Genomic DNA, 13,759 nt, shown 5'->3' with positions numbered 1-13,759 from the left:
CACACAGCGTGCGGCCGAATCGTCCGGGCGCACGGCATGCGACACACCTGGTACGCGCGGCCGATCGATGTTCTGGCCGCGGCCACGATAGCTGTAGGACGAGTCGCCGGCGGCGGAATCGCCTCGCCAAGTCCGGGACCAGCCGTCGGGGTGCCGGCCTCGCGGCCGACTTCGGCGGCGGATCGCTTGCGCACCAAGGCACATCGTGACGATCCGCGCAGGGCGTAGTCGCCCCAGTCGCACCACGGCCAGGTTCCTTCCGCCGGACAGGGCTGAGCCGCCAGAAGCCGCGGGCGGCAGATATGACCCTATGAACACGCATATTGCGAGTTCGCTGCCTTCAAGTGTCTGAATGTGTATATCGGCACCCTTGTGCCTAAGCTCGGGTATGTGCCTGGTAAACGAGATATCGCCACGCGACGTGAGCTGGCCGACGCCCCCGTGCGAGGCGAACCGCACGGCGGTACCGCGACGATCGCGCTCTCGTCGGTCGCCCAGGACTACCTGAAGGTGATCTGGACCGCGCAGGAGTGGTCGCAGGAGAAGGTCTCGACCAAGTTGCTCGCCGAGCGGATCGGCGTGTCCGCGTCGACAGTCTCCGAGGCGGTGCGCAAGCTCGCCGACCAGGGACTGGTGGAGCATGCCCGCTACGGCGCGATCACCCTCACTCCGGAGGGGCGCCGCGCCGCCGTTGCCATGGTGCGCAGGCACCGGCTGCTCGAAACATTCCTGGTCAACGAGCTCGGCTACCGCTGGGACGAGGTGCACGACGAGGCCGAGGTGCTCGAGCACGCGGTCTCGGAACTGTTGATGGCCCGCATCGACGCCAAACTCGGCTACCCCGATCGCGATCCGCACGGCGACCCGATCCCGTCGGTGGACGGAGCGGTACCTACTCCGCCCGCGCGTCAGCTCAGCGACTTCCACGCGGGCGAGTCCGGCCGGGTCGCCCGGATCTCGGACTCCGACCCGGACATGCTGCGCTACTTCGACTCCGTCGGCATCGCCCTGGACACCTCCATCACGGTCGTCGAGCGCCGCGACTACGCGGGAACCATCGCGATCCGTATCGGCGCCACCGAGTCGCCGACCGACCTCGGCCGCCCCGCCGCCGAGGCCATCTGGCTCACCACCTGACCGCTCGGGCGGGTCTGCGCGTGACAACCCTCCGGGCGGTGTGCTCCCGAGTCCGCGGTACATCCGGCGCACCCATCGCCTCCACCTCGGCGCTGGCCCAGGTACGAATCGGACTGGCGCTGGAGGCGGCCGGACCAGAGGCGATGAGCACCGCTCTGGCGATGTCCAGCTAGGCCTGTGCCGCCCTGCTGCTCCTGGCGCTGGCGACCACCGCGTTCATTCCCCGGGGCACCGCCTCCGTCGCTGCCCTGGAAGCGGCCCACACCAGCTGACCAGCACCGCGGTGAGCGGGACATGGCGGTGAGCTTTCCCGCGCAACCCAACCATGTCCCACCCGCCGGATTAAGTGTCGACTGTTCGGCAGCAAGACCGAGAGAGAGCCCCTACGAAAGTAGGTCTCGGGTGGGTGCGGCCGGTCAGTGCCGCTCGGCAGAGGCCGGTCGACGTGCCAGTTCGGCGGCGCGGTCCGCGATCGCCGCGCCGAGATCGGAGGTGGTGGCGGTGCCTCCGAGGTCGGGAGTCCTGGCCTCGCCCGCGGCCAGTACGTCGCATACCGCTTGGTCGACCGCGGCGGCCGCCGCGGACTCACCGAGATGATCCAGCAGCATGGCGCCCGCCAGGATCTGGGCCACCGGGTCGGCGATGCCCTGCCCGGCGATGTCGGGTGCGCTGCCGTGCACGGCCTCGAACATCGACGGGGCGGTGCGGTCGGGATTGATATTGCCCGAAGGCGCAAGGCCCAGCCCGCCGGTGACGGCGGCAGCGAGGTCGGACAGGATGTCGCCGAACAGATTCGAGCCGACGATCACGTCGAGCCGGTCCGGATGCAGCACCAGTTCGGCAGCCAGCGCATCGATGTGCATCTGGCGCGTCGTGACCTGTGGATACTCGGTAGCGATGCGTTCGAATACGCTGTCCCAATAGGGCATCGAGTGGATGATTCCGTTCGATTTCGTCGCCGAGCACAGCCGCCCGGACCGTTCGATGGCCCGTTCGAAGGCGTAGCGGATGATCCGCTCGCACCCGACCCGGGTGAACACCGACTCCTGGAGCACGAATTCGTCGGAACGGCCCTCGTTGTGGATGCCGCCGATGCGGGAGTACTCGCCCTCCGAGTTCTCCCGCACGATGAGGATGTCCAGGTCAGCGGCGGTGCGGTCGCGCAACGCGGACTGGGTGCCTGGCAGCAGGCGCACCGGACGCACGTTGACGTACTGACCGAAGGCCCGGCGCAACGGGATCAGCAGGCCCCACAGCGAAACATGATCGGGCACACCGGGAAAGCCGACCGCGCCGAGCAAGATCGCGTCGAAACCCGCGAGCTGCTCCGCGCCGTCGGCCGGCATCATCGCGCCGGTGCGCAGGTAGTTCTCACAGGACCAGTCGAATTCGGTCCATTCCAGCCCGGGCAGCACGGCGTCGAGCACGGTTACCGCCGCCGCGGTGACGTCGACGCCGATGCCGTCGCCGGGGATGGTGGCGATCCGGTATCCGCTCACGACCGCGCCTCGCTGACGCTCGGCTCCGTCGTGCGCGAGTGCGCACTGTGCCTATGGTTCACTCGCTGACGCTCGCTCACTGGTATTCCCTTCACAGTCGAACCCCGATGTACTTGGTTTCCAGAAACTCGTCGATCCCGGTCAGGCCGCCCTCGCGGCCGAGCCCGGACTCCTTGACACCGCCGAACGGCGCGGCTGGATTCGACACCACGCCCTGGTTGAGTCCCACCATGCCGGTCTCCAACGCTTCGCACACTCGCAGTCCGCGCCGGAGGTTCTCGGTGAACACGTAACTCACCAATCCGTACGGGGTGTCGTTGGCGCGGGTAACCGCCTCGTCCTCGGTGTCGAAGATACCGATCGCGGCGACCGGGCCGAAGATCTCGGTGTGGCACAACTCGGCGTCGTCGGGCACGTCGACCAGCACGGTCGCGGGATAGAAGGTGCCAGGCCCGTCGAACGCGGTGCCGCCGGTGAGCAAGGTGGCTCCGCGGGCGCGGGCATCGCCGACCAGATACTGCACTTTGGCCACGGCGTCGGCGTCGATGAGCGGGCCGACGACCACGTCCGATTCGGTGCCACGGCCGATCGGCAGCGCCGCCATGCGGTCCGCCAGGCGGCGGGCGAAATCGGCGGCGACGGAGCGCTGGACCAGGATGCGGTTGGCGGCGGTACAGGCCTGACCGATGTTGCGCATCTTCGCCGCGAGCGCGCCCTCGACCGCCTCATCGAGGTCGGCGTCGTCGAACACCAGCAGGGGGGCGTTGCCACCGAGCTCCATCGAGGTGCGCATAACCGTCTGCGCACACTGCGCGAGCAGCTGTTTGCCCACCGCGGTCGAGCCGGTGAACGACAGTTTGCGGGAACGGCCGTCGCGGATGAGCGGAGTCATCACCGCCGCCGGGTCGGCGGTCGTGACGACATTGACGACCCCGGCGGGCAGGCCGGATTCGGACAGCACCTCGGCCAGCGCCAACATCGAAAGTGGTGTCTGCTCAGCGGGTTTCACCACACTGGTGCAACCGGCGGCGAGCGCGGGCGCGATTTTGCGCGCTCCCATGGCGATCGGGAAGTTCCATGGCGTGATGAGCAGGCTCGGGCCGACCGGCTGCCTGGTCACCAGGAACCGTGAGCCCCCGGTCGGCGCGGGCAGGTAGCCGCCATCGAGGCGCACAGCCTCCTCGGCGAACCAACGGAAGAACTCCGCGGCATAGGCGACCTCACCGCGCGCCTCGGCCAGCGGCTTACCCATCTCCAGCGTCGCGATCAGTCCGAGCCGGTCGACGTCGGCCAGCAGCGCGCGGTGCACGCGCATGAGCAGGTCGCTGCGCTCCCGCGGCGGTGTGCGGGCCCAATCCGCCTGTGCCGCGCACGCCGCGTCCAGCGCCGCGAGTCCGTCCGCGGGGTCGGCGTCTGCCACCTCGCAGAGCAGCTGTCCAGTCGAGGGATCGACGACCGGCAGCGATCCAGCAGTCTCCCGCCACCGCCCGTCGATGAACAGACCCCGCGGCACGGTGTCGATCGCGGCGCGTTCCCCCGCGCTGAGGGTGCTCTCGGTGAGCATCGGCGGCTCCTCTCGTCCCGCGCAGCGTCCGGCCATTGCTGCGACCCGTGCGGCCATGTTATGCATATTGTCAACAATCCGACAATAGACAACTTCGGATGTACGTCCAACGCACATGGAGGCGGATCACCATGACCGAGCTATCGCCCGTCCTGAAACAGGCCACTCCGGTGACCGTCGACCACGGCACGGGGTGCTATCTCTACGGCACCGACGGCCGCAGATATCTGGACTTCACCGCGGGCATCGGCGTTACCAGCACCGGCCACTGCCACCCGCATGTGGTAGCGGCGGCGCAGGCGCAGGTCGCCTCGCTGATTCACGGTCAGTACACGACCGTCATGCACCGGCCGCTGCTGGAGCTGACCGAGCGGCTCGGCGCAGTGCTTCCCGACGGGCTGGACGCGCTGTTCTTCGCCAACTCCGGCAGCGAAGCGGTCGAGGCGGCGCTGCGGCTGGTGCGGCAGGCCACCGGGCGGCCGAACGTCGTCGTCTTCCACGGCGGATTCCATGGTCGCACTGTCGCCGCCGCGACCATGACCACCTCCGGTACCCGATTCTCGGCGGGATTCAGTCCGCTCATGTCGGGTGTGCACGTCGCGCCCTTCCCCACAGCGTTCCGCTACGGCTGGAGCGAGCAGGAGGCCACCGCCTTCGCGCTGCGTGAGCTCGACTACCTGTTCGCCACGCTCACCTCTCCAGCGGAGACAGCGGCGTTCATTGTCGAGCCAGTGCTCGGCGAGGGCGGCTACATTCCGGGCAACACCGAGTTCTTCCACGGATTGCGCGAGCGCGCGGACCGGCACGGCATCCTGTTGGTCTTCGACGAAATCCAGACCGGCTTCGGGCGCACCGGAAAGTTCTTCGGCCACCAGCACTTCGGCGTGCGCCCTGACGTGATCACCATCGCCAAGGGACTGGCCAGCGGGTTTCCGCTCTCGGGCATCGCGGCATCGCGCGAACTGATGGCGCGGGCGTGGCCGGGCTCGCAGGGCGGCACCTATGGCGGCAACGCGGTGGCGTGTGCGGCGGCGATCGCCACGCTCGACGTCATCGAATCCGAAGGGCTGGTGCAGAACGCTGCCGCCCGGGGCACGCAGCTGCTGCGCGGCCTCCGGGATCGCGCCACCAAGGCGATCGGCGACGTGCGCGGACTCGGTCTACTCGCGGGCGCCGAATTCACCACGGCCACCGGCGAACCCGATCCGGCCACCGCGGCATCCGCCCAGCGTGCGGCGGTGGCCAAGGGACTGCTGCTGCTGACCTGCGGCGCGCACATGAACGTAGTGCGGATGATTCCGCCGCTGATCGTGACCGATACTCAGATCGAGGACGCGCTCGCGATCTGGTCCGAGGTCCTCGCCGAGCTGTAACACCATCCCGCGGCGACCGCCGCAGGTCGTCCGCTCCGTGACCGCTGTGCTCGACCGCCGAGCACCAACCAGGAAGCAGGACCCGCATGGCCCGCTACATCACCATCAGCCTCACCAAAGCCGGAGTGTCCTGTCGCGCACGGCTGCTCGACGCAGAGGCGCCGAAAACCTGCGCGGCCGTATGGGACGCGCTGCCGCAGGAGGGTGACGCGTTTCACGCGAAGTACGCCCGCAACGAGGTCTACACCCTCGTCCCGAGGATCGACGCGGCGCCGCATCGGGAAAATCCGACCGTCACACCGATCCCCGGCGACGTGTGCCTGTTCGACTTCGAGCCGTGGGAGATCGGCAACCCGGCCTACGGCTACGACCCTGGTTCGGCGGCCGAGCACGAGCGCGGCGCCACCGACCTGGCCCTGTTCTACGGCCGCAACAACCTGCTGATCAATGGTGACCTGGGCTGGGTCCCCGGCAATGTCTTCGCCACCATCGAGGACGGGCTCGCCGAGATCGCCGCGGCCTGCAATGCCTTGTGGGTGCAGGGAGTACAAGGCGAGACGCTCGCCTTCGCCCGCGCCTGACCACGTCCGAAATCCAGCGGCCCCGGATTGATCCGGGGCCGCTGGTCGCGTTCAGGACGCCAGCACGTGTTCGGCGTAGCGGGCCACGGCCAGCACCAGATCGTCGGAGTGGCGCGGGCCGACGATCTGCAATCCGACCGGCAGGCCGGCGCGCGTGGTGCCCGCCGGGATGCTGATGGCGGGCTGCTGGGTGAGGTTGAACGGGTAGGTGAACGGCGTCCACTGCGGCCAGCTCTGCAGGCCGCTGCCGGGCGGCACGTCGTGGCCTGCCTCGAACGCGGGAATCGGCACTGTCGGCGTGATCAGGACGTCGTAGTCGGTGTGGAAGGTGCCCATCGTGATGCCGATCTGTGCCGCCACGTTGCGCGCGACGAGATAATCGACGGCGCCGACGGTTTCGCCGCGCTCCCACACCGCACGCAGCCCGGGGTCGACCCGCCCGCGTGTTCCCTCCGGGAAGCCGGACAGCATGGTGGCCGCGCCCGCCGCCCACAACGACTCGAACGCCTCACGTGGATCGGTGAAACCTGGGTCGGCCGCGCTGACCAGCAGATCGGCCTCGGCAAGGCGGGCCACCGCCGCGTCAACGATCGTGGCGACTTCGGAGTCGAGCTGGGCATAGCCGAGCGTCGCCGAGTACGCCACGCGGAGACCCTGCACCTCGCGATGCATCTCGGCACGGAACGCGGTGAGCGTCGGTGCGAGCGCCGTCGGGTCGCGTGGATCGGGCAGCGAAAGGATGTCCATCAGCAATGCCGCGTCCTCGACCGTGCGAGTCATCGGTCCCGCGTGCGCCAGCGGACCGAAGGGGCTGGCCGGGTACAGCGGAATCCGGCCATACGTGGGCTTGAACCCGACGATGCCGCAGAAGGCAGCCGGAATTCGCACGCTGCCTCCCCCGTCTGTGCCGACCGAGACCGGGCCCATGCCCGCCGCCACGGCGGCGGCGCTACCGCCGGAAGACCCGCCCGCGGTGGTGGACGGATCGGCCGGGTTGCGGGTGATGCCGGTCAGCGGGCTGTCGGTCACTGCCTTCCACGCGATCTCGGGGGTGGTCGTCTTGCCGAGAAACACCATCCCGTCCTCGCGCAGCCGCGCCGCCACGGGGCTGTCCACCGACCACGGCCCACTCGGGTCGATCGAGGTGGAGCCGCGTCGGGTGGGCCACCCTTCGGTCAGGAAGACATCCTTGATCGAGATCGGTACGCCGTCGAGCAATCCGCGGGCATGGCCGGAATGCCACCGCGCCTCGGAATCCTTCGCCTGTACCAGAGCGCGGTCGCGATCGACGAGGCAGAAGGCGTTGAACGCGCCGTCCCGGTCGGCGATGGCCCGCAGGATCGCCTCGGTCGCCTCCACGGGCGACAGTGTGCCCGCCGCGTAGGCCGAGACCAGCTCGACCGCCGTCATGGCGGCCGGGTCGGTGGGGGTGTTCATGTCGGGGTAGCTCATGACTGGGCTCCTTCAGCCGGGCACGTACCCCAGCCTTTTGTCGACCACGTTGTCCAGCGGACGTCCGGCGATCCATTTGTCGAAGTTCTCGGTGAATGCGGTGACGATCTCGGTGCGCCAGCCGATGAAGTCACCCGAATTGTGCGGGGTGATTCGGACATTCGGCAGCTCCCATAGCGGATGCTGCGCCGGAAGTGGCTCCGGATCCACCACATCGAGCGCCGCCGCGGCGATCGATCCGGTGCGCAGCGCGGCGACGAGATCGTCGGTTACAACGAGTTCCCCACGACCGACGTTGACAAACCTGGCATGCGGCTTCATCGCCGCGAAAGCGCTGGCGTCGAACATGTTCCTGGTCTGCGGCGTCAGCGGGGCGATCGCGATGACGTAGTCGGCGCAGGGCAGTTCGGCGTGCAGGTCGGTGGCGACGGTGCCGAAATCCGGGTCCGCGGCGCGCTCGCGCCTGCCCACCGCGCGCACGGTCATCCCCGCGGCACGCAGCAGCCGGGCGATGCGGCGCCCGATCGATCCGGTGCCCACGATGAGCGCGGTAGCCCCCTCGATTCGCTCGGACTCGCGGTGACACCATTCGTGCCGCTGCTGCAACAGCAGCGAGCCGGACAGGTCTTTGGCGAAGCCCAGAATCTGCCCGAGCACGTATTCGGCGATCGCGGCATCGAAGACGCCCCGGGTATTGGTGACCACCACATCACTCGCCCGCATTTCGGGAAACATCGCGGGGTCGACACCGGTCGACCCCATGTGTAGCCATCGAAGCCGGTCGGCGGCGTGCCATGCGCCGGGGAGCGCGCGAGTGCCGAAGTCGTAGACGAACAACACCTCCGCCCCGCGCAGTGCGTCGGCGAGCCCGGACGCCTCGGTGTAGCGAACCACGGCGCGGTCTGCCACGGAGGCCATCAGCTCGGCGTCGGGCACACTGTCACTATGCAGGACGGCGACAATGGGGCCCTGATCCATATTGACACGTTAAGATCACATCGTATGATTGTCAACAATCCGATCGTGTTCGGAGGTCGTCCCGGCTGAGCGCGAGAGGGGCCGCAGTGGATTTGAGCTTTCCCGACCTCGATGGGCCCGTTGCCCAACGAGGCATCGGGGTCATCGCCCCGTTCGACCTCGCACTGGAACGGGAACTCTGGCGGTGGGCACCGCTGGAGGTGAGCCTGCACCTCGCCCGCACCCCCTACGAGCCGGTACCGGTGTCGTTGGAGATGGCCGAGCTGGTGTCCGACGCGGTACACCTGACCGCGGCTACCCGCGACGTGCTGCACGTGGAACCCGAAGTGGTCGCCTACCTGTGCACCTCGGGCAGCTTCATCAAAGGCCTTGCCTACGAGAAGTCGTTGCGCCACACCATCTGCCGGGCCGGCGCCCAGGATGCGGTGACCACTTCGGGCGCGTTGCTCGAGGCGATCCGCCATCTGGATCTCACCCGGATCTCCGTGCTCACCCCGTACGACGAGATCCTCACCCATAAGCTGCACGACTTCCTCGCCGAGGCGGGCTGCGCCGTGGTCCGCTCCGATCATCTCGGGCTCGGCGGCGGGATCTGGAAGGTCAGCTACCGCACCATCGCGGAGCGGATCGTCGGGGCCGACGACCCCGCGGCCCAGGCCATCTTCGTCAGCTGTACCAACCTGCCGACCTACGACGTCATCGAGCCGCTGGAACAGGCGCTCGGCAAACCGGTCCTCACCGCCAACCAGCTCACCATGTGGGCCTGTCTCGGCCGGATGAAGCTGCCCATGATGGGTCCGGGAAAGTGGCTCCTCAACGTTTTCTGAAGGAAGAACCTCGCATGCAGGCACCCATCGTCGGATTCATCTACCCCGACCACGCGGCCGAGGACGATTACCCGCTGGCCGCCGCCGCGCTCGGCGCGCACCTTCCGGTGGCGCACATCTACGGTACCGATCTGCACGCCGTCCCCGAACTGCTCGACTTGGGCAGCCCGGAGAAGTTGCGCGGCGGCGCCGCACTGCTCGCAACACACCGGCCGGACGCGGTTGTCTGGGCCTGCACCTCGGGCAGTTTCGTCTACGGCCCCACGGGCGCGCGTGACCAGGTACGCGCGCTGGCCGAGGTCGCGGGTGTGCCCGCGACCAGCACCAGCCTCGCCTTCACCGACGCTGTCCATGCGCTCGGCCTGCACAGAGTCGCCATCGCCGCCAGCTATCCCGACGACGTCGCGCGGCTGTTCGTCGAGTTCCTCGCCGACGCGGGCATCGACGTCGTCTCGATGGGCAGCGCGGGTATCGACACCGCTGCAGAGGTCGGCACCCTCACTCCCGCCGAGGTGCTGCGGCTCGCCGTAGACAACGACCACCCTGACGCGGAGGCGCTGCTGATCCCCGACACCGCCATGCACACCTTGGCAGTACTGCCGGAGCTGGAGTCGACGCTGGGGAAGCCGGTGCTGACCGCCAACCAGGTGACGATCTGGGCGGGCCTGCGGCTGGCGGGCGCCGAGCCGGTCGTCCCCGGGTTGGGCATTCTGTTCGCGGAAAGGCAGACCGATGTCCGTCGTTGATTTCGAGCCGGTGAACCGGCAGTCCACCGCGGAGATGATCGCCGACCGGCTCCGTGAGGCGATCATGCGCGGCAATCTCGCCCCCGGGGAGCAACTCGGCGAGGCCGACCTGGCGGCGCAGTTCAAGGTGTCGCGCGGGCCGGTCCGCGAGGCGATGCAGCGCCTGGTGTCCGAGGGGCTGTTGCACAGCATCCGCCATCGCGGCATCTTCGTGATCGAACTGACCCTCGACGACGTCATCGACATCTACCGGGCCAGGACGGCGTTGGAGGGTGGCGCGCTGGAGCTGATCCTGGACGGTCGCCGCCCCCTCGCCTACGAGGCCCTCGGGCCGAGCGTCGAGGAGATGCGCGCATGCGCCGAACGCGGTGACGTGGTCGGCGTGTCCGATGCCGATCAGGCCTTCCACGAGGCCCTTGTCGAGAGCGCGGCCAGCCCCCGGCTGGTCCGAGCCGCCCGCACTTTGCTGATCGAGACCCGAATGTGCCTGGGCGCCTTGCAGATCACCTATCCCGACCTCAGCGAGCAGGTTCGCGAACACCTCGACCTACGCGAGGCGATCATCGCCGCGACACCCAGCCGAGCCAGGGCCCTCCTCATCGACCACATGGACGATGCCGTGCAACGCCTCCGCCACCAGATCGGCGCGACGCCGAGCGCGACCTGAGCGCACGACAGTCCCGTTCGGCGGGTTTCCGTGGGAGAAACCGTGTGGTCCCAGCTGCGGAGCGGGCTACGCCGACGCGGGTCACGAGTGCGGTCGGCTCGCCGCGGGCACCCGATCGTCGAGCCGGGCCGCGCCAGCCCGCTTCTCCTCGGCGTCGGCGAGCCAGAAGTAGATCGGGGGCAGCACGACCTCTAGCGCGGTCAGCACCAGCTGGAACCAGTGCGGCCAGCCGTACACTGCCATCGAGATGAACCGGGCCACGGCGCCCAGCAGGAAAATGCCGGCCAGCCAGCGCACCGCGGTCGCCGGGATGGGCGACTGCCGCGCCGCCCAGATCCATGCGAGGCCGTATCCGACGAAGATCGCGCCGAAAAACCGGCTTTGACTGTCAGCGGTCACGCCGGAGGAGCCCATGTCGGGCACCGCGTCGATGCCGAGGGCGATGTGCAGAAACCCGATAGCAACACAGGCGAAGCCCATCGCCATGGAAAGCCATTTCAATGCTGCGGACATACATCCCTCCCGGATGACATGACGTATTCGACAGGCATGTCGGGGGAATCGACATCCCGACCACTGCCGTGTCATTAGTAGACGTTTGTCTACTAAGACCCTACGACTCTCGGTAGACGTACGTCAACTAAGCTCACGAGGTGAGTTCCCGCCGCCGCCTCTCCCCCGATGAGCGCCGCCGCGTGCTGCTCGATGCCGGGGCGAAGCTGTTCGCCGAACGCCCGTACGACGGCGTCCTCATGGAGGACGTCGCCGCCGCGGCGGGCGTGTCCCGCGCCCTGCTCTACCGGCACTTCCCGAGCAAGCGCGAGCTGTTCGCAGCCGTCTACGAACTCGCATCCGATCAGCTGCTGATCGCGACGACCTTCGACGCCGATGCCCCACTGGCCGACCAGCTCGCCGCGGGTCTGGACGCGCACTTCGATTACTTCGAGGCCAACGCCAACAGCGTGCTCGCCGCCAACAGCGTGCTCGCCGCCGATCCCACGATCCAGGCGATCATCACGGGAGAACTCGGCGAACTGCGCAACCGCGTGCTCGACGCGATGCGGCTGGATGGGCGCCTTCGCGCGACCGTCTCCTCGATCCTGATGAGCTGGCTTACCTTCGTCCGGGTGCTCACCGTCGATTGGCTGGAAAACGGCACTCTGACGCGCACCGAAATGCGCGAGACCTCGCTCGGGGCGTTGCTCGGCGCACTGCGGCCGATCATCGACCTCGACGTCGAACGCACAGCTGACCGATGAACTCGTTGTCCACCAATGAATTCCGCCCCTGAGACAGGCGCTCGGATACACGCGGTTGCTCCACGCCGCACGGGCTAGAGCGACCCGCGTCCCGCTACAGGTTGGCCGGGCGCACAACCATGACCGAGGACGCCCGCTTGCCGCTCTCGCGCAGCAGCGCGATCGCACGACCCTCCGAGTCGATGGCGGCGTACACGCCCGGGATTCCGACCGGTTCGAGCCAGCGACCGTTACGCAGATCCTCGGCCTGCGCGGCGTCGATGTCGCGGTGCGCGAAGGCGGTGCGCACGGCCTGGTCCATGTCGAGGCTGAGCAGCGGCCCGTCGGCTTCCGCCGCGGCCGCCACCTCGTCCAGGGTGCGGGCGTGGTCGAGGGTGAACGGACCGACCCTGGTGCGGCGCAACGCGGTCAGGTGGCCACCGACGCCGAGCGCGGCGCCCAGATCGCGGGCCAGCGCCCGCACGTAGGTGCCCGAGGAGCATTCGACCACCACATCCAGGTCCACGAAATCGCCGTCGTCGCGACGGGCGAGCACGTCGAACCGCGACACCGTGACCGGGCGGGCGGCCAGCTGCACGTCCTCGCCCGCGCGGTGGCGGGCGTAGGCGCGTTCGCCGTTCACTTTGATCGCGCTCACGGTGGCCGGAACCTGGTCGATATCGCCGGTCAATTCGGCCGTTCGCGTGGCGATGTGGTCGTCGCTGAGGTGTGTGGCCGGAGTAGTGGACAACACCTCACCCTCGGCGTCGTCGGTGGTTGTCCCCTGCCCGAGGCGGATGGTCGCCGTGTACACCTTCGTCGTCAATGTGAGCAGGCCGAGCAGCTTCGTCGCGCGTTCCACGCCGAGAACGAGCACGCCGGTGGCCATCGGGTCGAGGGTGCCCGCGTGCCCGACTTTCTTCGTGTGCAGTAGCTTCCGGCATTTCGCGACGATATCGTGGCTGGTCCAGCCGCCGTCCTTGTCGACAATGAGCAGCCCGCCGAGACTGCCCATCAGGCGTGCACGATCGCGGTCAGGATGTAACCGTCGGCGATCAGCCAGCGACCGGCGAACGAACGCAGTGGGACCCCGCCATCGGTGGTCTGGCCGGGCACCAGCAGCTCGCTGTGGAAGCCGCCGTGACCCGACTCGGCCGAGCAGTCCTCGATCTCGAAGCTGATGTGCGCTTCCTCGAAGCCCAGCCAGCGCAGGGTCAACGGGAACCACGCCTTGTAGGTAGCCTCCTTGGCGCAGAACAGCAGACGGTCCAGATGCAGTGCGGAGTCCGTGGTCTTCAGCCACTCCCGCTCCCGCGGGAGACTGACCGAGTCGAGCACCCCGTCGGGCAGCGTGGCGTGCGGCTCGGCATCGATGCCGATCGAACGGAACCGGAGCTTGTGGCCGAGCGCGGCGGCGCGATACCCGTCGCAGTGCGTCAGGCTGCCGACAATCCCGCGCGGCCACACCGGAGCGCCGCGCTCCCCCTTGCCGATCGCGACCTGCGGCTCGCCGAGCTGCGCGAGCGCGAGCCGGGCACAGTGCCGCGCGCCGATGAAATCGCGACGTCGCTTCTCCACCGACTTGGCGATGAGATGCTCCTCGGCCGGATGCGGCTTCAGGTCCTCCGGGTAGTCCAGCAGCTCAGCCGAGGCGACACCCCCGGGCAAAATGTTCTCGATCATCACCGACGAGCCTA

At 68.4% G+C, this 13,759-nt stretch carries 15 protein-coding genes; 8 read left to right on the top strand and 7 right to left on the bottom strand.

All coding sequences use genetic code 11. From position 1 onward, the window contains the following. The first annotated feature begins 441 nt into the window (after window positions 1–441). Both AB0H00_RS04140 and AB0H00_RS04135 read left to right on the top strand, forming a co-directional pair. A complete protein-coding gene (locus tag AB0H00_RS04140) occupies window positions 442–1,137 on the top strand; it encodes a metal-dependent transcriptional regulator (RefSeq protein WP_357262318.1) in 696 nt (231 codons plus the stop codon). 20 nt (window positions 1,138–1,157) lie between these two features. Further along, window positions 1,158–1,310, top strand: coding sequence for a hypothetical protein (locus AB0H00_RS04135; protein ID WP_357260557.1), 153 nt, complete (start codon window positions 1,158–1,160; stop codon window positions 1,308–1,310). Window positions 1,311–1,553: 243 nt separating this feature from the next. Here AB0H00_RS04135 and AB0H00_RS04130 read toward each other — a convergent pair whose 3' ends face one another. Both AB0H00_RS04130 and AB0H00_RS04125 read right to left on the bottom strand, forming a co-directional pair. After that, complete coding sequence (locus AB0H00_RS04130; RefSeq protein WP_357260554.1) at window positions 1,554–2,636, bottom strand: tartrate dehydrogenase; 1,083 nt, start codon at window positions 2,634–2,636, stop codon at window positions 1,554–1,556. A 91-nt stretch (window positions 2,637–2,727) separates the two neighbouring features. Then, window positions 2,728–4,200, bottom strand: coding sequence for an NAD-dependent succinate-semialdehyde dehydrogenase (locus AB0H00_RS04125; RefSeq protein ID WP_357262314.1), 1,473 nt, complete (start codon window positions 4,198–4,200; stop codon window positions 2,728–2,730). A gap of 131 nt (window positions 4,201–4,331) precedes the next feature. Between AB0H00_RS04125 and AB0H00_RS04120 the strand changes: the two genes are divergently transcribed. After that, window positions 4,332–5,573: an aminotransferase class III-fold pyridoxal phosphate-dependent enzyme gene (locus AB0H00_RS04120; RefSeq protein ID WP_357260551.1), complete on the top strand. Its 1,242-nt coding sequence runs from the start codon at window positions 4,332–4,334 to the stop codon at window positions 5,571–5,573. Between the two features lie 86 nt (window positions 5,574–5,659). Next, entirely contained in the window at window positions 5,660–6,154 is a 495-nt protein-coding gene (locus AB0H00_RS04115; RefSeq protein ID WP_357260549.1) for a DUF3830 family protein, read from the top strand. 51 nt (window positions 6,155–6,205) lie between these two features. Here the strand turns inward: AB0H00_RS04115 and AB0H00_RS04110 are convergent, their stop codons facing one another. Both AB0H00_RS04110 and AB0H00_RS04105 read right to left on the bottom strand, forming a co-directional pair. Then, window positions 6,206–7,591 (bottom strand): amidase, encoded by a 1,386-nt coding sequence (locus AB0H00_RS04110; protein ID WP_357262311.1) that lies wholly within the window; start codon window positions 7,589–7,591, stop codon window positions 6,206–6,208. 27 nt (window positions 7,592–7,618) lie between these two features. Further along, window positions 7,619–8,584 (bottom strand): D-2-hydroxyacid dehydrogenase, encoded by a 966-nt coding sequence (locus AB0H00_RS04105; protein WP_357260546.1) that lies wholly within the window; start codon window positions 8,582–8,584, stop codon window positions 7,619–7,621. A gap of 86 nt (window positions 8,585–8,670) precedes the next feature. Between AB0H00_RS04105 and AB0H00_RS04100 the strand changes: the two genes are divergently transcribed. The 3 genes from AB0H00_RS04100 to AB0H00_RS04090 are packed head-to-tail and all read left to right on the top strand — an operon-like array spanning window position 8,671 to window position 10,824. Then, the gene (locus AB0H00_RS04100) at window positions 8,671–9,411 is read left to right on the top strand and encodes an Asp/Glu/hydantoin racemase (RefSeq protein ID WP_357260543.1); all 741 of its coding nucleotides are present in this window, start codon (window positions 8,671–8,673) and stop codon (window positions 9,409–9,411) included. A gap of 14 nt (window positions 9,412–9,425) precedes the next feature. After that, window positions 9,426–10,157, top strand: coding sequence for a maleate cis-trans isomerase (locus AB0H00_RS04095; protein WP_357260540.1), 732 nt, complete (start codon window positions 9,426–9,428; stop codon window positions 10,155–10,157). Then, window positions 10,144–10,824 (top strand): GntR family transcriptional regulator, encoded by a 681-nt coding sequence (locus AB0H00_RS04090; protein ID WP_357260537.1) that lies wholly within the window; start codon window positions 10,144–10,146, stop codon window positions 10,822–10,824. Before AB0H00_RS04095 ends, AB0H00_RS04090 begins: the two co-directional genes overlap by 14 nt. 81 nt (window positions 10,825–10,905) lie before the next feature. Here the strand turns inward: AB0H00_RS04090 and AB0H00_RS04085 are convergent, their stop codons facing one another. Then, a complete protein-coding gene (locus tag AB0H00_RS04085; protein WP_357260534.1) occupies window positions 10,906–11,337 on the bottom strand; it encodes a DUF4345 domain-containing protein in 432 nt (143 codons plus the stop codon). A 140-nt stretch (window positions 11,338–11,477) separates the two neighbouring features. Here AB0H00_RS04085 and AB0H00_RS04080 point away from each other — a divergent pair, with 140 nt between their 5' ends. Further along, window positions 11,478–12,083 carry a helix-turn-helix domain-containing protein gene (locus AB0H00_RS04080; RefSeq protein WP_357260531.1) on the top strand — a complete coding sequence of 202 codons (606 nt, stop codon included), beginning with the start codon at window positions 11,478–11,480 and terminating at the stop codon, window positions 12,081–12,083. Between the two features lie 94 nt (window positions 12,084–12,177). Here AB0H00_RS04080 and truB read toward each other — a convergent pair whose 3' ends face one another. Next, window positions 12,178–13,077, bottom strand: a complete 900-nt coding sequence (truB, locus tag AB0H00_RS04075) for a tRNA pseudouridine(55) synthase TruB (RefSeq protein ID WP_357260528.1) — start codon at window positions 13,075–13,077, stop codon at window positions 12,178–12,180. Continuing rightward, window positions 13,077–13,745, bottom strand: coding sequence for a 4'-phosphopantetheinyl transferase Npt (gene npt / locus AB0H00_RS04070; protein ID WP_357260525.1), 669 nt, complete (start codon window positions 13,743–13,745; stop codon window positions 13,077–13,079). The genes truB and npt overlap by 1 nt, the downstream gene beginning before the upstream one ends. Window positions 13,746–13,759 lie beyond the last annotated feature (14 nt).

Source organism: Nocardia sp. NPDC023852 (assembly GCF_040639505.1).
Taxonomy (GTDB): Bacteria; Actinomycetota; Actinomycetes; order Mycobacteriales; family Mycobacteriaceae; genus Nocardia.
The sequence above is the reverse complement of the archived record's forward strand: the minus strand, read 5'-3'. Positions and strand labels throughout refer to the sequence as shown.

Coding starts and splice junctions, on each gene's coding strand:
- AB0H00_RS04125 (WP_357262314.1), bottom strand. CDS start 4,200: ATGCTCACCGAGAGCACCCTCAGCGCGGGGGAACGCGCCGCGATCGAC.
- AB0H00_RS04120 (WP_357260551.1), top strand. CDS start 4,332: ATGACCGAGCTATCGCCCGTCCTGAAACAGGCCACTCCGGTGACCGTC.
- AB0H00_RS04115 (WP_357260549.1), top strand. CDS start 5,660: ATGGCCCGCTACATCACCATCAGCCTCACCAAAGCCGGAGTGTCCTGT.
- AB0H00_RS04110 (WP_357262311.1), bottom strand. CDS start 7,591: ATGAACACCCCCACCGACCCGGCCGCCATGACGGCGGTCGAGCTGGTC.
- AB0H00_RS04105 (WP_357260546.1), bottom strand. CDS start 8,584: ATGGATCAGGGCCCCATTGTCGCCGTCCTGCATAGTGACAGTGTGCCC.
- AB0H00_RS04095 (WP_357260540.1), top strand. CDS start 9,426: ATGCAGGCACCCATCGTCGGATTCATCTACCCCGACCACGCGGCCGAG.
- AB0H00_RS04090 (WP_357260537.1), top strand. CDS start 10,144: ATGTCCGTCGTTGATTTCGAGCCGGTGAACCGGCAGTCCACCGCGGAG.
- AB0H00_RS04085 (WP_357260534.1), bottom strand. CDS start 11,337: ATGTCCGCAGCATTGAAATGGCTTTCCATGGCGATGGGCTTCGCCTGT.
- truB (WP_357260528.1), bottom strand. CDS start 13,077: ATGGGCAGTCTCGGCGGGCTGCTCATTGTCGACAAGGACGGCGGCTGG.
- npt (WP_357260525.1), bottom strand. CDS start 13,745: ATGATCGAGAACATTTTGCCCGGGGGTGTCGCCTCGGCTGAGCTGCTG.